Genomic DNA, 20,774 nt, shown 5'->3' on the forward strand with positions numbered 1-20,774 from the left:
TGGTGCCGGATCTGGCGTGACGGTGCCTCCTCGACGACCCCCATCCGTCTCCGGGCTGGCGCCCGGAGCCACCTTCCCCCAAGGGGGAAGGACAAGCTGCCGCTACCCCTCCGCGAACTCTCCATCGTCGTTGAAGAGCGCGCGGGTCTCCCCTCCCCCTTGGGGGAGGGGCCGGGGGTGGGGGTCGTGCAGGAGGAACCGTGACGGTGCCTCCTCGACGACCCCCATCCGTCTCCGGGCTCGCGCCCGGAGCCCCCTCACCTCACACCAGCATCCCCATCGGCGCCTCGATCAGCCCCTTGAACGCCGCGAGCAATTCCGCCCCGAGAGCCCCGTCGACCACCCGGTGGTCGCACGAGAGCGTCACCGTCATCGCCTGCACAACGGCGGGCGCGTCGCCCTTCACCACGACGCGCTTCTCGCCGGCACCCACCGCGAGGATCGTCGCATGGGGCGGGTTGATGACGGCGGAGAAGGTCTTGATGCCGAACATGCCGAGATTGGAGACGGCCGTCGTGCCACCCGTATATTCCTCGGGCTTGAGGCGGCGGTTGCGGGCGCGGGCGGCGAGATCCTTCATCTCGGCGGAGATGGCGGAGAGGGTCTTCGTCTCGGCCTGGCGGATGACGGGCGTGAACAGGCCGCCCTCGATCGCGACCGCGACGCCGACATCCGAATGCTTCAATTCGAGGATGCGGTCCTCGGCCCAGACGGCGTTCGCCTTCGGCACGCGCTGCAGCGCGAGCGCGAGCGCCTTGATGACGAAATCGTTCACCGAGAGCTTGTAGGCGGGCTTGCCGTCCTTGTCCTTCGGCGCGGCGGCGTTGAGCTGCTCGCGCATCGCGAGGAGCGCGTCGAGCTCGACGTCGAGCGTCAGGTAGAAATGCGGGATCGTCTGCTTCGACTCGAGCAGGCGCTTGGCGATCGTCTTGCGCATGCCGTCGAGCGGCACTTCGCGATAGCTGCCCTCGGGGAACATCGCCTTGACCTGCGCGGCCGACATGCCCTGCGCCATCGCGGCGCCCTGCGCCGGAGCGGGAGCGGCCTTCGGCGCGGGCGCGGCGGCGGAGGCCTGAGCGGCGGCAGGAGCCGCCTTCGGCGCACCGCCCGCGAGCGCGGCCCTGACGTCGCGCTCGACGATGCGCCCGTGCGGGCCCGAGCCCTTCACGCCGGCGAGGTCGAGCCCGTTCTCCTTGGCGATCCGGCGCGCGAGGGGCGAGGCGAAGACGCGGTCGCCCGAAGCGGCCGGCGCGGGCGCGGCAGCCGGAGCGGGCGCGCCGCCCGGGGCCGCATCGACGCGGGCGTGCCCCATATGGCCCGTCTCGCCGCCGCCTGCGCTCGCGACGTTGGCGCTCGCGGCGGGCGCCGCCTCGGCCGGCTTCGGGGACGGCGCGGGCGCGCCCCCGGCGGCGGGCGCGGACACGGAGGCGGGGTCCTCCCCCTCCTCCGCGATCACGGCGATGATGTCGTTGACGGGGACGTCCGCCGTGCCCTCGGCGACGACGATCTTGGCGAGGACGCCCTCGTCCACCGCCTCGACCTCCATGGTCGCCTTGTCCGTCTCGATCTCGGCGAGGATGTCGCCGGACTTGACGCTGTCGCCTTCCTTCTTGAGCCACTTGGCGAGGTTGCCCTTCTCCATGGTCGGCGACAGAGCGGGCATCAGGACGTTGATCGGCATCGGCGGCGTATCCCCGATATGTCGTTGATCTTCAGTTGAGCGGCCCGGTGGAGCCCGGGTCCGTCGGTCTCTCGATCTCGGCTTGCAGCCCCGCGAGGATCTCGCGATAGGCGTCCTCTTCCGCGAGCGCGCCCTCCATCGCGTAGATGCGCGCGGCGTGGCGGGCGATGTCGACGAGGAGCACGCCCCAGGTGAAGGGGTCGTCGAAGGAGCGCCTGAGCGCGACCGACACGGCCCCGTCCACGACGAAGGCGCGCAACACCTCGTGCCCGCCGCGCGCGATCGCGTCCGGCGGCGTCTCGATCGTGTGGAGGAGCGGGCGCTCGTCGTCGCTCATCGCGCCCTCCCCTCAGCGATAGGTGACGGCCTTGACCGCCTGCACCACCTCGGCCACCGACGGCAGCGCGAGCTTCTCGAGATTGGCGGCGTAGGGCATCGGCACGTCCTTGCCGGTGACGCGGGCGACCGGGGCGTCGAGATAGTCGAACGCCGCCTCCATGATCCGCATCGCGATCTCGGCGGTGACGCCCGATTGCGGGAAGCCCTCCTCGACGGCGACGCAGCGCCCGGTCTTCATCACCGAGGCGACGACCGTGTCCGTGTCCATCGGACGGATGGTGCGCAGGTCGATCACCTCGCAGGAGATGCCCTCCGCCTCGAGCTCGTGGGCGGCCTTCAGCGCGTAGGTCATGCCGATGCCGAAGGAGACGATCGTGCAATCCGTGCCCTGGCGGTGGACCTTCGCCTTGCCGATCGGGACGAGGTAATCGTCCATCTTCGGCACCGGGAAGGACTGGCCGTAGAGGATCTCGTTCTCGAGGAAGACGACCGGGTTCGGATCGCGGATGGCGCTCTTGAGGAGCCCCTTCGCGTCTGCCGCGGTGTAGGGCATCACCACCTTCAGCCCCGGCACGTTCGAGTACCAGGCGGCGTAATCGTGGCTGTGCTGGGCGGCGACGCGGGCGGCGGCTCCGTTGGGACCGCGGAACACGATCGGGCAGCCGAGCTGGCCGCCGGACATGTAGAGCGTCTTCGCCGCCGAGTTGATGATCTGGTCGATCGCCTGCATGGCGAAGTTGAAGGTCATGAACTCGACGATCGGCCGCAGGCCCGCGAAGGCGGCGCCGACGCCGAGACCGGCGAAGCCGTGCTCGGTGATCGGCGTGTCGACGACGCGCCGCGCGCCGAATTCCTGCAGGAGACCCTGCGTGACCTTGTAGGCGCCCTGATACTCGGCGACCTCCTCGCCCATGACGAAGACGCTCTCGTCGCGGCGCATCTCCTCGGCCATGGCGTCGCGCAGAGCCTCGCGCACCGTCATGTTGACCATCTCGGTGCCGGCGGGGATCTCGGCCGTCGCGTCGTAGACGTCGACCGGGCGCATGATCGCGGGCGCGGCCGGCGTCGCCACGGGGGCGGTCGGCGCGGTGGGGCCGGAGCCCGGCTGCGCGCTCGCGCCTTCCGCGACCATGTCGGCCGGGGCGCCCGATTGGGCGGGGGCCGCCTTCGGCTGCGCGGATCCGCCGGCGGCCGCCGCCGAGACGTCCTCGCCGTCGGCCGCGATGATCGCGATCGGCGTGTTGACGGCGACGTTGTCGGTGTCCTCGGGAACGAGGATCTTGGCGAGGACGCCCTCGTCCACCGCCTCGACCTCCATGGTCGCCTTGTCCGTCTCGATCTCGGCGAGGATGTCGCCGGACTTGACGCTGTCGCCTTCCTTCTTGAGCCACTTGGCGAGCTTGCCCTGCTCCATCGTCGGAGACAGGGCGGGCATCAGAACGTCGATGGGCATGGGCCGCTCTTCCCTGGTGGCGCCGGTCGCGCGCTCCGCTCGAGAGGCGAAGGCGCGCCGCGCTCGGTCGTCGCTGTCAGAGGAGGATGTCGGTGTAGAGCTCGGACACGTCCGGCTCGGGATCGTTGGTGGCGAAGTCGGCCGCCTCGTTGACGATCTGCCGGATCTTGCCGTCGATCGCCTTGAGCTCCTCCTCCGGCACCTGCCACTCGCCGAGGAGGCGGCGGCGGACCTGCTCGATCGGATCGTGCTCCTCGCGCATTCGGGTCACCTCGTCCTTGGTCCGGTACTTCGCCGGATCGGACATGGAATGGCCGCGATAGCGATAGGTGAGCATCTCGAGGATGTAGGGCCCCTCCCCCGAGCGGGCGTGCTCGATGGCGCGGGCGCCGGCGGCGCGGACCGCCCGGATGTCCATCCCGTCGACCTGCTCGCCCGGAATGCCGAAGGAGAGGCCGCGCTTCGAGAAGTCCGACTGCGCGGCCGAGCGCGTCACCGCCGTGCCCATGGCGTAGCGGTTGTTCTCGATCACGTAGACGACGGGCAGCTTCCACAGCGCCGCCATGTTGAAGCTCTCGTAGACCTGGCCCTGGTTGGCGGCGCCGTCGCCGAAATAGGTCATCGAGACGCGATCTTCGCCGCGATACTTGTTGGCGAAGGCGAGGCCGGTGCCGAGCGAGACCTGCGCGCCGACGATGCCGTGCCCTCCGTAGAAGTTCTTCTCCTTGGAGAACATGTGCATCGAGCCGCCCTTGCCGCGCGAATACCCGCCGCGGCGGCCCGTCAGCTCGGCGAGCACGCCCTTCGGATCCATGCCCGTGACGAGCATGTGGCCGTGGTCGCGATAGCCGGTGATGACCTGATCGCCGTCCTTGGCGGCCATCTGCATGCCGACGACGACGGCCTCCTGGCCGATATAGAGATGGCAGAAGCCGCCGATGAGGCCCATGCCGTACATCTGGCCGGACTTCTCCTCGAAACGGCGGATGAGCAGCATCTCGCGATAGGCGTAGAGCTCCTCTTCCTTGCTCAGCGTGGGCGTGTTCGCGACCGCCCCCTTCTGAGCCGACCGGGCACCCTTGGTGCTCGCGGCCTTCGTGGCCCTGGAACCGGACGAGCCTTGCGTCCGACGCGCAGCCGTGGCCATGCAACCCTCCACACGGTTTCCTCGTCGCCACTCTTAGCCCAACTAAAGTGGGAAAGCGAGAGCGCAACCGTGTCGCACGTGAGGAGTTACAGCTTTGAATTAACGGAAAGAATCGTGATCAACTGCTTTTCAGTTGATCGAAAGACGCGCTCAGCGGTCCGCCGGATCGAGAACGATGACGAGATCGTTGCGGTGCACACGTCCGAGCATCACCCGCGCCTGCTCTTCGAGGAGATCGCGGTCGATCTGGTCCGAGCGCACGAGCGCGACGCGACGCTCCCAATCCTCGCGCTCCTCGCGCAGCTTGTCGAGGCTCGCCTGGATGCGGGCCTTCTCGACCTGCAGCTCGCGCTTGGCCTCGAGGCCGCGCTGGCCCGATTGCGCGTGGTGGACGAAATAGCCGACGGCGAGCCCGGAGACGCTGTAGAGCGCGAGCGGAATCAGGACGGCGCGGAGACGTTTCTTGACGACCATGGGCAGAGCCTGCGGCGACTTGGTTAAGGACGGGTGAATCCGACGCCGCGATTGCACCGCTCGGTGCGGGCGCGCATCATCGCGCGATGAACGCTCCCCCTGCCCTCTCCCGCCCGGCGGGTCCGGACGAAGCTGCCGATATCACGGCGCTCGTGCGCGCGGCCTTCGCCCGTTACTCCCCCCGGATCGGCGCCGAGCCCGCGCCGATGGCGCTCGACTGGGCCGCCTGCATCGCCGCGGGCGAGGTGTTCGCGATCGACGGCCCGGACGGCGGCCTCGCCGCGATCGCGCGGCTCGTCCCCGAGCCGGACGCCCTCCTCGTCGACACGGTCGCGGTGCGCGAGGATCTCAGGGGGACGGGGCTCGGCCGGGCGCTGATCGCGCTCGCCGAGGCGCAGGCCCGCGCGCGCGCTCTGCCGCGCCTGCGCCTCTACACCAACGTCCTCATGCACGAGAACCGCGCGCTCTATGCCCGCCTCGGCTTTGCGACGACCGCGGAGGGCGGCGAGCCGCCCTATCGGCGGGTGTATATGGAGCGGGCGGTGGGAGCTTAGCGGGACGGGGGTAGGCTGTCATCCCGGACGCCGAAGGCGATCCGGGACCCATAAACTCGACGCGTCAGTCGCAGCCTGTAGGCTGCGTGTCTCTCCCGCCCCCCGGCAGCGCCTTCGAGCGAGCGCGGCATGCGCGCTCGGACGGACGTCGGAGCGTATCGGTCCCGGGTCCGCTTCGCGGCCCGGGATGACAGCGAGGGCACGACACTCTTCGACGGCTCAATACTCGATCTCGTACGCGATCCCCACCGACGAGCGGCCGTCGGCGCCGACCTGGCCCTGGAGGCGCAGGCGGCGGGAGAGGTCGATGTCGACCGTCACGCCGGTATCCTCCGGGCGCGCGCCGGCGCGCACGCCGAGCCGCACGTTGTCGGCGATGTATTGCGTGATCCCGAGCGCCGGGCCGCCCTCGCCGAAGGTGACGTCGAGCCCGTCGACGCCGAGCGCGCGGCGGAACTGCTCGAACACGCCCGCGTCCCCGCCCGCCAGAGAGGCGAGGCCGGAAGCGAGCTGCACCGCCTGCGCCGCCGTCAGCCCGCCCGCCTCGCGGCCGAAGAGGACGCGCGAGAGGATCTCGTCCTCGGGCAGCTCCGGGATCGAGGTCAGCTCGAAGGTCGGGCTGTCCGCAGGGCCGCGCACGGCGATGATGGCGGTGATGTCGGCGGCCTGGGTCTGCGCCACGAAGTCGACGAACGGCGTCAGGTCGCCCGCGAAGGCGAGGCGGCCGGAGGTGAAGTCGAGCCGCTGGCCGAGGATGTCGAGCCGCCCGCGGATGAGGTCGAAGGCGCCGATCGCGATCGGGTCCAGCGTCGTGCCGGTGAGCCGCAGCGAGCCGCCGAGCTCGGCATCGACGCCGCGCCCGCGCACGAAGATGCGGTTGAGCGCGACGATCGTCAGGTCGAGATTGGCCGCGAAGGGCGGGCCGGTCTCGGCGCGCGCGGCGATCTCGCGGGCGAGCGCGAGCCGCGCCGCCGCCTGGGGCGGCGGCGAGACGTGGCGCGTGCCGGGAAGGGGCTCGAGCGTCGTCGGCAGCGCGGTGGGGATGTTCACGTCGAGCGTCAGGATCGCGACGTTGCCCGCGATCGTCGGGGCGGTCGCGACCGGGCCGGTGATGGTGAGATCGGCGTCCGCGACCAGCGTCACGACCGGATCGTCGAGGATCTGCGCGCGCCGCGCGGCGATCGCGAGATTCGCGGGCAGGTTCCCCGTGAGCCCGACCGTGCCCGACGCGGTGATCGTGCCGTTGTTCGGCGTCGCGGCCGAGAAGGCGGCGACGGTGAGCGTCTGCCCGTCGAGCGCGAGATCCGCGCTGATGCCGACGAAGGCGAGCCCGCGCAGGTCGTCGAAGAAGGCGCCCTGGCGGATCGCCACGGTGCCCGAGATCTGCGGCGAGGCGGCCGGTCCCGTCACCGCGAGCGCGATCTGCGCCTGGCCCTCGACGCGCTGGCCCGGATCGAGGAGCGGTGCGAGCGGGGTCAGCGCGACGGGCCCGGTGACGGTGATGTCGAGCGGGCCATCGCCGAGGGGCGCCGAGCCTGCGACCCCGAGCGTCCCCACCGCGCCGACCGCGACGGTCGCGTCGATGCCGATGCGCCCGCCCGCGATGGTGCCCGACGCGCCGATCGTCGCCGCCGGCAGGCCGAGCGCGCGGGTCTGCGCCACGGAGACGCCCGTCGCGTCGGCGGTGTAGGTCCCCGTCGGCGCGAGCCGCGTTCCGCCGATGGTGGCGGTCGCGCTCGCGGTGCCCTCGAGGCCGAGATCGGGCGCGACCGCGTCGAGGAGCGAGAGCGGGAAGGCGCTCGCCTGCGCCTCGAGCGCGAGGGCGCCCGCCTCGTCGAAGGGCACGCGACCCGAGACCGCGAGCGTGCCGGGGCCGATCGCGATGTCGGCCGCGATCTGCGCGGCGGTCCCGTCGAAGGTGCCCTGCGCGCTCGCCTGGAGCGGCGGCAGGCCGGCCTCGCGGGTCGCCGGGAGCGAGAACCCGGTCACCTGCGTCTGGAAGGTGCCCTGCGGAGCCGCCGCCGTTCCCGTCAGCGCGACGGTTCCGTCGAGCGTGCCGGCGAGCCCGAGATCGGGGACGAAGACCTCGGCGATCGAGAGCGGGAAGGCGCTCACCTGCGCGTCGAGCGCGAGCGTCTCGCCGATCGTGCCGGTCACGGAGAGGCTGCCCCCGTTGGCGTCGAGGACGAGCCCGTCGATCGCCACCGTCCCGTCGGCGATCGTGATCGCGGCCGGCGCGCGCAGAGCCAGCGTGCGGCCGGCGCGGGTGGCGGAGAAGGCGTCGAGCGCGACGCGGATCGCCTCGTCGACGGGCTCGATGCGCCCACGTGCGGCGAGGTCGAAGCCCTCCGCCGTCGCGGTCGCGTCGAAGGCGCTCGCGGCGGGGGTGCCGTCGAAGGCGACGCGGATCGCCTGGAAGGTCTGGCCGGCGACGGCGAGCGCCACGGCCTGCACCTCGCCGTCGATCACCGGCGCGCGATAGAGGTCGGCGACCGTCAGCTCGGCCGCGAAATCGGACAGGGCGGCCTCGCCGAAGACGAGGGCGTTGCCCGAGGCGGAGATCGCCGCGTTCTGCCCGCCGTCGACGACCGAGAGCGCGATCTGCGCGCGCAGCGACCCGGCGAGGTCGGTGAGGAGGAGCGGCGCGACGTCAGAGAGGTCGACCGCCGCGAGCGCGATCTCGCCCGCGACGAGCCCGGAATCGCCGATCGCGAGGTCGCCCGAGAGATCGACCGTGCCGACCGTCAGCGCCAGCCCCTCGACGAGGAGCCCCGGCTCCGGCAGCGGCCGGCGCACGCGCGCGCGGCCCTCCGCGCTCTCCCCGGCAACGAGGCCCGAAAGCGCCACCCGCGCGTCGAGCGCGCCGGTGAGGTCGCTCGCCTCGATGCGCAGGTCGAGGCGCTCGACGGGGCTGCCCATCGCGGTCGCGTCGCGGATGCTCGCGGTCGCGGCGAGGTTCGGCTGCGCGAGCGTGCCCGTGAGGCGGCCCTGGACGAGGGCGAAGCCGGACGTGACGCGCGCATCGAGGCGCGCCAACTCGTCGACGCGCGCCTCGAAGGTGACGTCGGCATCCTCCTCCGTCGCCCGCCCGTCGGCGAGGATCGCGAGATTGGCGCCGTCGAGCCGCAAGCCCGTGAGCTGGAAGCCGTCCGGCAGGCGCTGGACGCTGCCCTGGAGCGTCGCGGTCTCGCCGAGGAGGCCGTCGAGCGCTTCGATGCCGCTGGTGAAACCCGCAAGCCGCGCATCGAGCGCGGCCGAGACGATCCCGACGGAGGGATCGCCCGAGAGGCGCGAATCGAGCTCGGCCGCGCCCGTCAGCGGCGTGCCGGCGAGGCCGGAGAAGGGGGCGAGGTCGGGGATCGCGGCGACGAGATCGCCCATCAGGGTCTGCGGACCCACCTCGCCCGCGAAGCGGGCGGAGGCGGTGTCGGTCTCGATCAGCGCCTCGGCGATCTCCGCGAGGCCGTCGAGCCCGACCTCGCCCGAGGCGCGCACGACGACGCGCGGGCCGATGGCGGCGCCGAGCGCCGCATCCTCGAGCACGATGCCGAGCGCGGTCGCGTCGAGATCGAAGGAGAAGCGCTCCGGCGGCTCCTCGGTGCCGATCGGCTCCGAGGCGATGGTCAGATCGAGGCTCTCGACCGCGAGACCCGGCACGTCGACGCCCGCGGCCTCGATCGAGCCCGAGATGCGCGGCGCGGTGAGGGTCCCGGCGACGGCGAGGTCGAGCGCGAGGTCCTCGATGCGTGCGGCACCCGCCCGCGTCGCGCCGTTCTCCGTCGGCAGGGCGCGACCGGCGACGGTGACGTCGATGACGCCCTGCGGGCCCACGGCGCCGGAGACCGTCAGCGCGGCGACGGGGGTCGCGAGCGCGACGCGCTCGAGCCCGATCCGCCCGTCGTCGCCGACGGTGACGAGGCCGCGCAGCTGCGTCACGCCCTCGAAGACCGGCTCGATCGCCGGCGGCAGCAGGCCCGCGAGCCGCGCGCCGACATCGACGTCGACGACGTAGGCGTCCGCCGTGCGGTTGACGGTGGCGAGGCCCTCCGCGCCGATCGTCGGGCCCGCCTCGAAGGCGAGTTCGGCGGCGAAGGCCGTGAGCGGGCCCTCGCCCTGCAGGGTCAGCGTGACCGGCGGCAGGCCCGGCAGGTCGAGGAGGCGGGCGACGAGGCCGCCGGCGGGCTCCTCGAAGGCGATGTCGAGGGAGAGCTCGTTGGGGATCGGGCGATAGGCGACGTCGGCGACGAAGCTGCCCGGCGCATCGAGGCGCTCGGCGCGGAAATCGAGGACGAGCCCCGCTTCCGGGTCCCCGATGCGGGCGAGGCCCTCGGCCGAGAGCTCCGCCGCCTCGCCGAGCACCGGCTCGCCGAGGACGAGCCGCCCAAGCCCGAAGGCGTCGATGCGCACCTCGAGCGGCAATTCGGGGAAGATCGGCCCCTCCTCGACCCGCCCCGGCGGCGCCGGCTCGCGCTCGGGCAGGCGGGCGAGCGTGACGGTGCCGAGGGTGAGCTGGGTCACCTCCAGGCGGCGTTGCAGGAGGAGCGCGGTGCGGCTCCAGTCGATCTCGATCGTGTCGACGGAGAGCCACACGCCGTCCTCGTCGGCGATGGTGATGCCCTGGATCGTCGCGCGCGAGGACAGCACGCCCTCGACGGCGCCGATCGAGATGCGCTGGGTCGGCGTCGTGAGCAGGTTCGAGATGAGCCCCGCAAGGACGCCGCGATCCTCCTCCTCGTCCTGGGCGCGCGTCGGCGAGCCGACGGCGAGGAGGCCGGCGAGGACGGCGCCGACGAGCGCGAGAGCGAAGAGGACCGTGCGCAGCCGCGTCATCGTCAGAAAGCCTGTCCGATGCCGATATAGATCGCGTAGCGATTGTCGCCGCGGCCCGGATTGAGCGGGAAGGCGACGTCGAGGCGCAGCGGTCCGATCGGCGTGTGGTAGCGAAGGCCGAGCCCGGCGGCCCAGCGGACGGTCTCGTCGAAGCTCGGATAGCTCTGGGCGAAGGCCATGCCGGCATCGACGAAGGGCACGATCCCGATCGTGTCGGTCACGCGCAGGCGCGCCTCGAGCGAGCCCTCGATCAGCGAGCGCCCGCCGATCGGCTGGCCGGCGACCCGGGGGCCGAGGCTGCGGAACTCGTAGCCGCGCACCGACCCGCCGCCGCCGGCGAAGAAGCGGCGATTGGGCGGGATCTCGGTGAGCTCGGCGCCGACGATCGAGCCGATGCCGAGGCGCCCGGCGAGCACGAAGCGCTGGCGCGCGTCGAGCGGGAAATAGGCCGACGCGTCCGCCCGCGCGAGCGTGAAGCCGGGATCGGACCCGAGCGCGGAGACGAACGGGGTCAATCCGGCGCGCAGGCGGAAGCCCTCGCGCGGGTCGAGCCGGTCGAGCGTCGTATCGAGTTCGAGCGCGAGCGGAAAGCCGACGAGCTGGTAGTCGATGCGCCCGAGCACGTCGCGCGCGGTGCCGCGCTCGTACTCGATGCCCGCCTGCACGTTGAAGCGGTCCGAGAAGCGGTGGCGGATGCCGGCGACGACGTTGCCGAAATCGGCCGTGTAGCCGTCGGTGCGGGTGCGGGCGATCGCCGCGTCGAAGACGAAGTCGTTGCGGGTGCCCCACAGGGCCGGCTTGAGGAAGCTCACGCTCGCCCGCCCGCCGAGCTCGTCCGTCCATTGCCGGCGCAGGTCCGGCCGCCCCCCGTCGCGCGCGAGATAGAAGACCGAGGCCTCGAGCCGCAACCGCTCGGCCCCGCCGAACAGGTTGCGGTGCGTCCACGAGATCGACGCCTCCGGCCCCTCCGTCGTCGACCAGCGTGCGGCGACGCCGAAGACGCGCGGCAGGCGCTCGCTGACGACGACCTCGAGCGGCAGATTGCCGGCGGCGTCGAGCGCGTCGGCCTCGTTGACGCGCACCGCCGAGACCGCCTCGATCCGCTGGATCGCGCGCCGGATGTCGGCGAGCGCGCGCGGCGAGTAGGGATCGCCGGGCTCGGTATAGATGAAGGAGCGGATCACCGGCTCGCGGATGTTCGGCGCGCCCGAGACCGCGATCGGCCCGATCCCAGCGACGGGACCCGGCGCGACGCGCACCGTCAGGTCCATCGCCGCGGAGGGGTGATCGACGACGGGATCGACGTCGACCACTTCGGCGAAGGGCCGCGATTGCGCGCGGTAATAGTCGACGAGGTTCGCCTGGGCGCCGAGGATCGAGGCGCTCGTCGCCGGATCGCCGGGCCCGAGCGGGAAGGCGTCCTCCGGCACCGCGAGCGGCGCGCCGTCGGGGCCGATCAGGCGCAGCGCGCGGATCGTGAATTGCGGACCCGTCTCGACGACGATGCGGATCGGCACGAGCGCCGTGCCGCGGAAGGGCCGCGCCGCCGCGGCCGCCGCCTGCAGGTTCTCGCCGCGCAGGGTCAGCGGCACGCCCGCGACCTCGATCGTCACCCGCGCGTTGTAATAGCCCGCGCCCCAGAGCGCGTCGATGAAGGGCACGAGATCGGCCTGGGCGCGCCGCGCCAGGGTCTCGGCGTCGGGCGGCGGCTCGCCGCGCAGGCGGATGAGGTTCGAGGCGGTCTCGAAGGCGGCCTCGAGATCGGGGTCCTCGCCGACATAGACGATGTCCACCTCGTAGGGCAGCGCCTCGAGGGACGGCTCGGGGGTCTCCTCGCCGCGCAGGCCGAGGAGACCGAGAAGGTCGAATTGCGCGCGCGCAGGCCCGCTCCCGAAGGAGAGGCCGAGCGCCGCGACGACGGCGACCGCGAGCATCCTGCCGCGCCACCGCTCCCTACGCTTCGAACGCATTCCCCACTCCGCCGTGCCCGCACGATTCCCCGCGAGCCGGTTATAACCCCTCGACGCCCCCCGTCGAGCATCAGCACACCACGAAAGGCGACGTTTGGCAAATGCCTCATGTGGAATTGCAACCCGGAGGAGCGTCACCCGCCGACCTGCGCCGCCATCTTCCGGCGCAACCGTGCCTGCTTGTCGGAGACCGCGCGCGCATCCGCGAGGGTGCGCACCCCGTCCGCCTCGAGGAGCGGCACGAGCTTGAGGAGCACTTCCGCGGTCGCGAGCGAATCGCCCAGCGCCGTATGGCGGGCCTCGAGCGGGATCACGATTCCGAAGCGCGTCGCGAGGGCGTCGAGGGTCAGGCTCGCGTCCTGACCGAAGAGATGCGCGCCGAGCAGCACCGTGTCGAGCACCGGCCGGTCGAAGGTCACCCCCGCCTCCCCCTGGCGCTTGCGCAAGGCGGCGAGGTCGAAGGCGGCGTTGTGGGCGACGAGCACCGCGTCGCCGACGAAGCGGCGGAAGCGCGGCAGCACGTGGCGCGCCGGTTCGGCGCCGGCGACCATCGCGTCGGTGATGCCGTGCACCTTGGTGGCGACGGCCGGGATCGGCCGCTCGGGATCGACGAGGCGGTTGAAGATCTCGCCCGTGAGGACGCGGTTGTTGACGATGCGCACGCCCGCGATCGAGACGATCTCGTCGCCCCCGCCCGGATCGAGCCCCGTCGTCTCGGTGTCGAACACGACGAAGGTGAGCGCGCGCAAGGCGCGATCGTCGAAGCGGGAGGGCACGAAGGAGCGCAGCAGGCCGAAATCGTAGAATTCCGGGCGTTCGGCGAGCGGCGTCGCGGCCTTGGCGATCGGCGTCTCGTCCTCGGCCGCGCGGGCGAGCGGCATTTCGAGCCGCGCCCCGCCCTCGCCGTCGGCGACGCACCAGATCTCGGTACGGTGGCGGGCGAGCACGTCCTCGCCGGTGACGGCGCCCGGCCCCTCGCAGACGGTCTCGCCGAGCCAGGCGGCGAGCTGCGCGGGCGGCGGGGGCGGGGCCGGGAAGCGCACGAGGAGCCGCGCCTGCCCGTCGTCGGTCTGCGCGCACAGGCGGAAGCGCGAGACCTCGCTCGCGGCCGCGATCCGCTGGGTGAGCCGGTCGAGGAGATCGACGATCGAGGCCGAATCGCAGACGAGCCAGACCGGCGCCCCGTCGACCGTGAAGCGGCGCGGCGCGGCATCCGCGCTCCGTCGCTTCTCGAGGAGCGAGAACAGGGTCGTCGATTGCGTCACCGCCATCGGCCAGGCCCCCGCGAGAATGTCGGAGGCGACCGCCTCGAGCCGGTCGAGCCGGGCGCCGATCGCCTGCGGCTCGACGGCGAGCGCCCGGCGCACCACCGCGAGGTCCTCCGGCGCGGGAGGCGCGTCGGTCTCAACGAGCCCGCCCGCGAGGGAGAGCGCGGCGACGCGCTCGCGGATGTCGGAGACGGTGTCGGCGAGGAGCCGGTCGCGCGCGATGCCGGCGGCCAGCGTCTCGGTGACGTCGTCGAAGGAGACGACGTAGCCGACGGGTGCGGCGCCGTCCGCATCGAGCATCAGCGTCATGCGTCCGCGCACCCGCGCCGTCTCCCGCCGCGTCGCGCCGACGAGGAGGAGGCCGAGCCCGTCGCGGTGGATGACGTGCCGGCCCTTGTGGAAGCGGTCGAGCAGGCGCTCGAGGGCGTGCTCCAGGACGCGCGGCTCGAGGCTGTCGGTGAGCGGGCGCGCGAGCCCGAGCTCGCCCTCCCGACCGAGGATCTCGAGCGCGCGGCGATTGTAGAGGAGCACCTCGTGGTCGAGCGTGCAGATCACGACGCCGTCGTGCAGATCGCGCAGCACGGCTTCGAGATGGCGCCGCTCGCGCTCGGCTTCCGCGGTCGCGGCGGCGACTGCGGCGTCGACCTCGCGCCGGGCGGAATCGAGGGCCGCGGTGAACTCGGCGACGGCCGGCGCGAGGAGCCCCAGATAGCGTCCGCTCGCGACGGATGGCGGCGTGCCGGAGATGCGGGCGTGGACGGCGGTGCGCACGTCGGCCGCGATCGCGACGAGGGGGCGGGCGACGTTCTCGTCGAACTTGAGCCAGACCCAGGTCGTCACGCCGACGATGCCGAAGACCGCGGCGACCCCGGCGAGCACGAGCGGGTCGATCCGCTCGGGCGCGAGCGCGTTCGCGAGATAGACGAGCGCTCCGACGATGACCACGATCGCGCCGAGCGCGATCAACGCGAAGAACAGGAACACGCGCAGGCGAAGCGGCCAGGAGGCCGGCTTCCGGAAGGCGACGGAACGGGCGCCGCCCTCGTGCCTCATGCGACGGCCTCCGGCGTCCGCGCGAGAGCCGCGAGCGTCGCGCGCACGGCGTCCGCCCCGAAGGGCTTGACCAGGACCGCGTCCGCCCCGAGCGCGCGCGCCTTCTCGCCGTCGACCGGACGCGCGCGCGTGCTCATGAGCACGATGCGCGCATGCGACAGCGCGGGATCGGCGCGGATCGCGAAAGCGAGCTCGTGCCCGTCCCGGCGCGGCAGGTCCATGTCGAGAAAGGCGATGTCGGGCGGGCAGGCCCTGAGCGCGGCGAGCGCCGCCTCCCCGTCCTCGGCCGTCGCGACCGCGCAGCCTTCGCGGGCGATGAGCCGCGCGAGTGCCTGGGCGGCGCATTCCTCGTCGTCGGCGACGAGCACTTCGAGCGCCATGGTGCCTCCTCCTGTCAGATCGTCTCCCCGAAATTCCAGCGCTCCCCGCCCGGTTGACCCGGGTCGGAGGCAGACATCGACAACGCCCGCCGCGCGGTTCAGGACGTCGCCGGCCGCGGCGTCGCGCAGACGATCCGGCGGACCGGATCGTCTGCCGCGACGGGGATCCAGCGCGCGCCGATCGGCTCTCCCGCCGCGTCGAAGCCCGTCACCTGCGTCGCGTCCGCGCGCCGCGGCGTCTCGCAATCGATGAGGAAGGTCGCGCTGCCGGTCGGCATGAAGCGCGAGACCATCGACACCTCCGCGAGCATCAGATCGGGATCCTGCGGGCTCGCGATCACGCGCTCGCGGTCGACCACGGCGAAGCGGTTGACCGGCGCGACGAGGTAGGTCCAGGGCTGCAGCGGGTGGGTCTGGGTGTAGGTTCCCGCGACCGCCACGTGGTCCGGCAGCGCGTCGACGGTGCGCGAGAACCACGTGTAGTCGTTGTACAGCACGAAGGCGAACATCGCCACGCCCGCGCCGATCGGCAGGAGCCATTTGGGCGCGGGGCGGCCCGCCATCTTGAACGCCATCATGAGGATCGCGGCGACCGCGATGCCGATCACGACGACGGCGATGAGATTGAAGATCATGACCTTGCGTCTCTTCCCTGAACCGGACCCTCAACCGGCGCTGCGCCCGTGGGCGAGCGCCGACTGGAGGCTCTTGACGACGCCGAACGCGTCCTTGAGATGGTTTCGCTCGAGCGCGGACAGCGTGCTCGGCGCGAGATAATTGTCCGCCTTCTCCCCGGCGCGGATGCGCGCCGCCTGATGGCGCAGGCGGATGTCGCCGATGAGATCGTAGGCGTCGACGAGATCCGCCCCGCCGCTCTCCGACAGGGTCCCCGCCTCCCGCGCCGCGAGGATGCGCTCGCGGGTGTTGATTGCGGGAATCGCGCCGTCGAGCGCGTAGACGCGGGCGAGATCGACGATCGGCACGATGCCGGAATGCTTGAGATCGACCGTGTCCTTGTGCTCGCCCGAGCGGATCAGCGCGAAGCCGCGGAACAGGCCGAGCGGCGGCGTGTGCTTGAGGGAGTTGGCGATCATGTGCGCCCGGAAGATGGAATTGGCCCGCGCCAGCCGCAACGTCTCCTCCTGGAGATCGCCGAACAACGCGCTCTCCCCTTGGATCGGGCGCAGGTCGAACATCACCGAGGCGAGCATCTGCGCCATCGGGTCGGGCCGCATGATCCAACCGCGGAAATAGGTCCGCCACACGCGCAGCGGCTGGCGCCATTTCGGGTTCGTCGCCATCATGTCGCCGGGGCAGAGATAATAGCCGCAGGCCGCGAGCCCCTCGACCACCGATTTGGCGAGCGCCTCGAAATAGTCCCCGTGCCTGCCGGAATCGTAGGCGTCGTCGAGGATGAGGCAATTGTCCTGGTCGGAGATCCCCGTCTGCTCGCGCCGCCCCTGGCTGCCGCAGGCGAGCCAGAGATAGGGGATCGGCGCGGGGCCGAGCCGCTCCTCGGCGAGCTCGATCAGGCGCCGCGTGAGCTGGTCCGTGACGCTCGTGATGGCGAAGCCGACGCGCTGGGAGCGCACGCCCGCGCCGACGAGCTGGAGGAGGAGTTCCGGCAGCCGGCCGAGCACCGCGCGCAGATCCTGGATCGTGCGGGCCTTCGCGATGTCGCCGATCATGAACATCGCCGACACGGATTGCCGGCGCACGAGATTGGTGCGCGTGAGGATGCCCCGCGCGCGCCCGCCCTCCGCGATCGGCAGATGGCCGATCCCGCGCTCCGACATCAGGATCATGGCGTCGAAGACGAGCGCGTCCGGCGGGAGCGTCGTCGGCGCGGGCGTCATCACGGCGCGCACGGGCGTGTCGAGCGCGCGACCCTCGGCGATGACGCGGCCGGTGAGGTCGCCCGTCGTCAGGATGCCGGCGAGCGCGCCGTCCGCCTCCTCGACGAGCACGCAGGAGATGCGGCGCTCGCGCATGAGCGCGGCGGCCTCGCGCACGCTCGCATCGGGCGCGACGGCGACGGGCGCGGGCGTCATCACGTCGGCCAAAGGCGCGGCGAAGAGCGCGCCGGCATCCGCCTCGCGCGGCATCCCGCGCCGCCGCTCGGCGCTGCGCAGCCGGTCGAAATAGGCATCGACCGCCGGGTGGGCGGCGAGCAGCGCCAGGAAATCGGCGGGCGCGAGCGCGAGGGTGCGGGTCTGCTCGACCGCGAGCGCACGGACGGCGGAGGGCTTGTCGCGCAGGAGCGCGCGCACGCCGATCGGCTCGCCGGCGACGTATCGGCTGACGTGCTCGCCCTCGACGGAGAAGGCGTCGATCGCGCCGATGAGAAGGATATGGACGGCCTCGACCCGCTCGCCGGCGGCGAGCACGACGGTCCCGGCCGGACTGTCGACGACGCGCGCGGCGGCGACGAGACCCTCGAGCGCCTCTTGCGGCAGGAGGTCGAAGGGGTGGTGGCGGGCGAGGAAGGCGACGGCACGGGCCGCACGCTCGCCCTCGATGCGCTCGCCGTCGAGGCGGAGCGCGCTCGTCGAGCCGCTGCGGCGTATCGAGGCTTCGGCCATGGCTCTCGCCTTGTACCCGGATGGGGAGGAGCCCGCCTGAGGGCGGGCTCCGGATGGTAGCGCCGAGGCGTCCGGCGCGTCGAGCGAGGGTCCTTGCGGACCCCCGCCGACGGGCCGTCAGTGAGCGACCGCCGAGCCGGCGCCGCGGGGCACGCGGACGCTGTCGACGAGGTCCTGGATCTCCTTCGGCGGCGCCGCGGTGGCCTTCGAGACCGCGTAGGCGACGATGAAGTTGAGCAACGCGCCGACCGCGCCGAACGAGGCCGGCGAGATGCCGAACACCCAATTGGCCGGGACGTTCTCGACCATGTTCGTGCCGGCGATGAAGAACCAGCCGAGATAGGTGAAGATGTAGAGGCAGGTCGCCACGAGGCCGGTCAGCATGCCCGCGATCGCGCCGACATTGTTCACCCGCTTCGAGAAGATGCCCATCATCAAGGCCGGGAAGATCGACGCCGCCGCGAGGCCGAAGGCCAACGCCACCGTCTGTGCCGCGAAGCCCGGCGGGTTGAGGCCCAGCCAAGTGGCCAGGGCGATCGCGCCCGCCATCGAGATACGCGCGGCGATCAGCTCGCCCTTCTCCGAGATGCGCGGGTTGAGCGTGCTCTTGATCAGGTCGTGCGAGATCGCCGACGAGATCGCGAGAAGCAGGCCCGCCGCCGTCGAGAGCGCGGCCGCGAGGCCGCCCGCCGCGACGAGCGCCACCACCCAGGCGGGCAGATTGGCGATTTCGGGATTGGCGAGCACCAGGATGTCCGGGTTCACGGTCAGCTCGTTGCCGGCCCAACCCCATTCCTGCGCCTGCTGGGCGAAGGTGGCGTTGCGGTCGTTGTAGAACTGGATGCGCCCGTCGTTGTTGAGGTCGTTGAACCGGATGAGGCCGGTCTGCTCCCAGGTGCGGAACCAGTCCGGACGGTCCTCGTAGGCGAGGTTCGAATCGGGCGCGCCCACGTCGCCGATCTGGATCGTCTCGACGAGGTTGAGACGGGCCATCGCACCCACCGACGGAGCGGTGAAGTACAGGATCGCGATGAAGACGAGCGCCCAGCCGGCCGACCAGCGCGCGTCGGCGACCTTCGGCACGGTGAAGAAGCGGATGATGACGTGCGGCAGGCCCGCCGTGCCGATCATCAGCGCGAGCGTGAACAGAACCATGTTCAGGGTGCTCGTGTGGTGGCCGGTATAGGCGGCGAAACCGAGATCCGTGATCACCTGGTCGAGGCGCGCGAGCAGCGGCATCCCGCTTTCCACGTGCGTCGAGAACAGGCCGAACATCGGCACCGGGTTCGAGGTCAGCTGCAGCGAAATGAAGATCGCGGGGATGGTGTAGGCCGTGATCAGCACCACGTATTGCGCCACCTGCGTGTAGGTGATGCCCTTCATGCCGCCGAGAACCGCGTAGACGAACACCACCGCCGAGCCGATGAAAAGGCCCGTCGAGGTGTCGACCTGCAGGAAGCGGGCGAAGGTCACGCCGACGCCGGTCATCTGGCCGATGACGTAGGTGACCGAGATGATGATCAGGCAGACGACCGCCACCATGCGCGCGGTCTGCGAGTAGAAGCGGTCGCCGATGAACTCGGGCACCGTGTACTTGCCGAACTTGCGCAGATAGGGGGCGAGCAGCATCGCGAGCAGCACGTAGCCGCCGGTCCAGCCCATGAGGAACGAGGAATTGTCGTAGCCGGTGAAGGCGATCAGGCCGGCCATCGAGATGAAGGACGCCGCGGACATCCAGTCCGCCGCGGTCGCCATGCCGTTCGTGACGGGGTGCACGCCGCGGCCGGCGGCGTAGAACTCGCCGGTCGAGCCCGCGCGGGCCCAGATGGCGATGCCGATGTAGAGCGCGAAGGTCGCGCCGACGACGAGATAGATGAGGGTCTGCTGGTCCATGGCGCTTACCTCACTCCTCGACGCCGAATTCGCGATCGAGCGCGTTCATGCGCCACGCGTAGAAGAAGATCAGCAACAGGAATACGATGATCGATCCCTGCTGCGCGAACCAGAAGCCGAGGTCCGTGCCGCCGAACTGGATGCCCGACAGGAGCGGGCGGAACAGGATCGAGAAGCCGAAGGTCACGACGGCCCAGACGATCATGCAGTTTCGGACGAGGCTCAGATTGGCCTTCCAGTATTGTTGGTCTCTCTCGTTTTGGTCCATTGGCGCCCACCTTCGGGTTCGTTCGGTTCCCCCGCGCGTCGGAACGGTCCTGATCCCCGCTTCCCTTGCGTCGGAGTGCGACGAGGCGCGTGTGGACCGCAACGCGGACGCCCGGTCGTCTTCACGATTCCGGGCGCGGCGACACTATCTCCACGGCAGAGATGTTGATAAGGCAGACGTTCGGCTAATAGGCATGCTACGAATGTGAATATTGCGACGCAACAAATTCGCTTCGCACGCGCAACAATGCTGGGAAAATCTGGCGTTCAGCCGACGGGAACGGCCTCGATCCGCTCGATCGGGCGCGCATGCGGCATACGAAAGAAGTAGAAACCGAACCGATTGGCCCGGCGGACCGCATCCGCGACCTGGAGCACGGCGGGGCCGAAGGCGAGATCCGCCTCTCCCCAATATTGCCAAGCATCGCCGATGAAATGCGGCACCGGTCGGTCGAGCGGGACCGCGCAGGCGAGGTCGGAATCGCGTCTGCGGAAGACGTTGAACACCTGGCCGGTGGCCAGCGCCGTTCGCGCGTCGAAGATCTGCGCGTTCATGCTCGCTCCCCTTCGTCGACTTTTCGCCGACCCTTCGTGCCCTTCGATCTCGCAGCGCCGTCCGCGCGTCACCCGCGAGGACCGACCGATTCCGCACCGGCCGGAGGCCGCGCGTGCGACGAGATCGTGTAAGCTTGACTATAACCGAACGCCCGTCATCACGGGATACGTAGAACAATTACCTGATATTTTCTTTTGTTATGCACACGCATCGCCTTGCGACTATTGAAGCACGGCCATCCGCGGGGCTCAACGTATTCCTCTGCATACAGCCAATCCGCCCTGCGCGGACGCGCCGCCCTCCTCCGCCGACGAGCCCTTGCGATCG

At 71.3% G+C, this 20,774-nt stretch carries 15 protein-coding genes; 1 reads left to right on the plus strand and 14 read right to left on the minus strand.

Annotation, left to right across the window (positions count from 1 at the left end; genetic code table 11):
• Positions 1-262: 262 nt before the first annotated feature.
• The 5 genes from ACK4UM_RS08950 to ACK4UM_RS08970 form a co-directional block, all read right to left on the minus strand.
• Positions 263-1,681, minus strand: coding sequence for a pyruvate dehydrogenase complex dihydrolipoamide acetyltransferase (locus tag ACK4UM_RS08950; RefSeq protein ID WP_409797937.1), 1,419 nt, complete (start codon positions 1,679-1,681; stop codon positions 263-265).
• A 31-nt stretch (positions 1,682-1,712) separates the two neighbouring features.
• Entirely contained in the window at positions 1,713-2,018 is a 306-nt protein-coding gene (locus ACK4UM_RS08955; RefSeq protein WP_409797938.1) for a DUF5076 domain-containing protein, read from the minus strand.
• 12 nt (positions 2,019-2,030) lie between these two features.
• Positions 2,031-3,473 (minus strand): pyruvate dehydrogenase complex E1 component subunit beta, encoded by a 1,443-nt coding sequence (locus ACK4UM_RS08960; RefSeq protein ID WP_409797940.1) that lies wholly within the window; start codon positions 3,471-3,473, stop codon positions 2,031-2,033.
• A gap of 76 nt (positions 3,474-3,549) precedes the next feature.
• Positions 3,550-4,620 (minus strand): pyruvate dehydrogenase (acetyl-transferring) E1 component subunit alpha, encoded by a 1,071-nt coding sequence (gene pdhA, locus ACK4UM_RS08965; protein ID WP_409797942.1) that lies wholly within the window; start codon positions 4,618-4,620, stop codon positions 3,550-3,552.
• 150 nt (positions 4,621-4,770) lie between these two features.
• On the minus strand, positions 4,771-5,094 hold the full coding sequence (locus tag ACK4UM_RS08970) for an FtsB family cell division protein (protein ID WP_409797944.1): 324 nt from the start codon (positions 5,092-5,094) through the stop codon (positions 4,771-4,773).
• A gap of 86 nt (positions 5,095-5,180) precedes the next feature.
• Here ACK4UM_RS08970 and ACK4UM_RS08975 point away from each other — a divergent pair, with 86 nt between their 5' ends.
• A complete protein-coding gene (locus tag ACK4UM_RS08975; protein WP_409797946.1) occupies positions 5,181-5,648 on the plus strand; it encodes a GNAT family N-acetyltransferase in 468 nt (155 codons plus the stop codon).
• A 219-nt stretch (positions 5,649-5,867) separates the two neighbouring features.
• Here the strand turns inward: ACK4UM_RS08975 and ACK4UM_RS08980 are convergent, their stop codons facing one another.
• From ACK4UM_RS08980 to ACK4UM_RS09020, 9 genes are all read right to left on the minus strand, one after another.
• Complete coding sequence (locus ACK4UM_RS08980) at positions 5,868-10,478, minus strand: translocation/assembly module TamB domain-containing protein (RefSeq protein WP_409797948.1); 4,611 nt, start codon at positions 10,476-10,478, stop codon at positions 5,868-5,870.
• Between the two features lie 2 nt (positions 10,479-10,480).
• Positions 10,481-12,412, minus strand: coding sequence for an autotransporter assembly complex protein TamA (locus ACK4UM_RS08985; protein WP_409797950.1), 1,932 nt, complete (start codon positions 12,410-12,412; stop codon positions 10,481-10,483).
• Positions 12,413-12,582: 170 nt separating this feature from the next.
• Positions 12,583-14,769 (minus strand): exonuclease domain-containing protein, encoded by a 2,187-nt coding sequence (locus ACK4UM_RS08990; RefSeq protein WP_409797952.1) that lies wholly within the window; start codon positions 14,767-14,769, stop codon positions 12,583-12,585.
• Entirely contained in the window at positions 14,766-15,149 is a 384-nt protein-coding gene (locus ACK4UM_RS08995; RefSeq protein WP_409797954.1) for a response regulator, read from the minus strand. The genes ACK4UM_RS08990 and ACK4UM_RS08995 overlap by 4 nt, the downstream gene beginning before the upstream one ends.
• A 98-nt stretch (positions 15,150-15,247) precedes the next feature.
• Entirely contained in the window at positions 15,248-15,784 is a 537-nt protein-coding gene (locus ACK4UM_RS09000; protein ID WP_409797956.1) for a hypothetical protein, read from the minus strand.
• Between the two features lie 30 nt (positions 15,785-15,814).
• Positions 15,815-17,731 carry a putative nucleotidyltransferase substrate binding domain-containing protein gene (locus ACK4UM_RS09005; RefSeq protein WP_409797957.1) on the minus strand — a complete coding sequence of 639 codons (1,917 nt, stop codon included), beginning with the start codon at positions 17,729-17,731 and terminating at the stop codon, positions 15,815-15,817.
• Positions 17,732-17,848: 117 nt separating this feature from the next.
• Complete coding sequence (locus ACK4UM_RS09010; RefSeq protein WP_409797959.1) at positions 17,849-19,624, minus strand: sodium:solute symporter family protein; 1,776 nt, start codon at positions 19,622-19,624, stop codon at positions 17,849-17,851.
• A 10-nt stretch (positions 19,625-19,634) separates the two neighbouring features.
• Complete coding sequence (locus ACK4UM_RS09015; protein WP_409797961.1) at positions 19,635-19,892, minus strand: DUF4212 domain-containing protein; 258 nt, start codon at positions 19,890-19,892, stop codon at positions 19,635-19,637.
• 266 nt (positions 19,893-20,158) lie between these two features.
• On the minus strand, positions 20,159-20,446 hold the full coding sequence (locus ACK4UM_RS09020; RefSeq protein ID WP_409797963.1) for a hypothetical protein: 288 nt from the start codon (positions 20,444-20,446) through the stop codon (positions 20,159-20,161).
• Between the last annotated feature and the right edge of the window lie 328 nt (positions 20,447-20,774).

Origin of the sequence: Salinarimonas sp. (genome assembly GCF_046292825.1) — a bacterium.
Taxonomy (GTDB): Bacteria; Pseudomonadota; Alphaproteobacteria; order Rhizobiales; family Beijerinckiaceae; genus Salinarimonas.

Bases quoted from the DNA above. Each gene is read 5' to 3' on its own strand.
- ACK4UM_RS08950 (WP_409797937.1), bottom strand. From the start codon at position 1,681: ATGCCGATCAACGTCCTGATGCCCGCTCTGTCGCCGACCATGGAGAAG.
- ACK4UM_RS08955 (WP_409797938.1), bottom strand. From the start codon at position 2,018: ATGAGCGACGACGAGCGCCCGCTCCTCCACACGATCGAGACGCCGCCG.
- ACK4UM_RS08960 (WP_409797940.1), bottom strand. From the start codon at position 3,473: ATGCCCATCGACGTTCTGATGCCCGCCCTGTCTCCGACGATGGAGCAG.
- pdhA (WP_409797942.1), bottom strand. From the start codon at position 4,620: ATGGCCACGGCTGCGCGTCGGACGCAAGGCTCGTCCGGTTCCAGGGCC.
- ACK4UM_RS08970 (WP_409797944.1), bottom strand. From the start codon at position 5,094: ATGGTCGTCAAGAAACGTCTCCGCGCCGTCCTGATTCCGCTCGCGCTC.
- ACK4UM_RS08975 (WP_409797946.1), top strand. From the start codon at position 5,181: ATGAACGCTCCCCCTGCCCTCTCCCGCCCGGCGGGTCCGGACGAAGCT.
- ACK4UM_RS08980 (WP_409797948.1), bottom strand. From the start codon at position 10,478: ATGACGCGGCTGCGCACGGTCCTCTTCGCTCTCGCGCTCGTCGGCGCC.
- ACK4UM_RS08985 (WP_409797950.1), bottom strand. From the start codon at position 12,412: ATGCTCGCGGTCGCCGTCGTCGCGGCGCTCGGCCTCTCCTTCGGGAGC.
- ACK4UM_RS08990 (WP_409797952.1), bottom strand. From the start codon at position 14,769: ATGAGGCACGAGGGCGGCGCCCGTTCCGTCGCCTTCCGGAAGCCGGCC.
- ACK4UM_RS08995 (WP_409797954.1), bottom strand. From the start codon at position 15,149: ATGGCGCTCGAAGTGCTCGTCGCCGACGACGAGGAATGCGCCGCCCAG.
- ACK4UM_RS09000 (WP_409797956.1), bottom strand. From the start codon at position 15,784: ATGATCTTCAATCTCATCGCCGTCGTCGTGATCGGCATCGCGGTCGCC.
- ACK4UM_RS09005 (WP_409797957.1), bottom strand. From the start codon at position 17,731: ATGGCCGAAGCCTCGATACGCCGCAGCGGCTCGACGAGCGCGCTCCGC.
- ACK4UM_RS09010 (WP_409797959.1), bottom strand. From the start codon at position 19,624: ATGGACCAGCAGACCCTCATCTATCTCGTCGTCGGCGCGACCTTCGCG.
- ACK4UM_RS09015 (WP_409797961.1), bottom strand. From the start codon at position 19,892: ATGGACCAAAACGAGAGAGACCAACAATACTGGAAGGCCAATCTGAGC.
- ACK4UM_RS09020 (WP_409797963.1), bottom strand. From the start codon at position 20,446: ATGAACGCGCAGATCTTCGACGCGCGAACGGCGCTGGCCACCGGCCAG.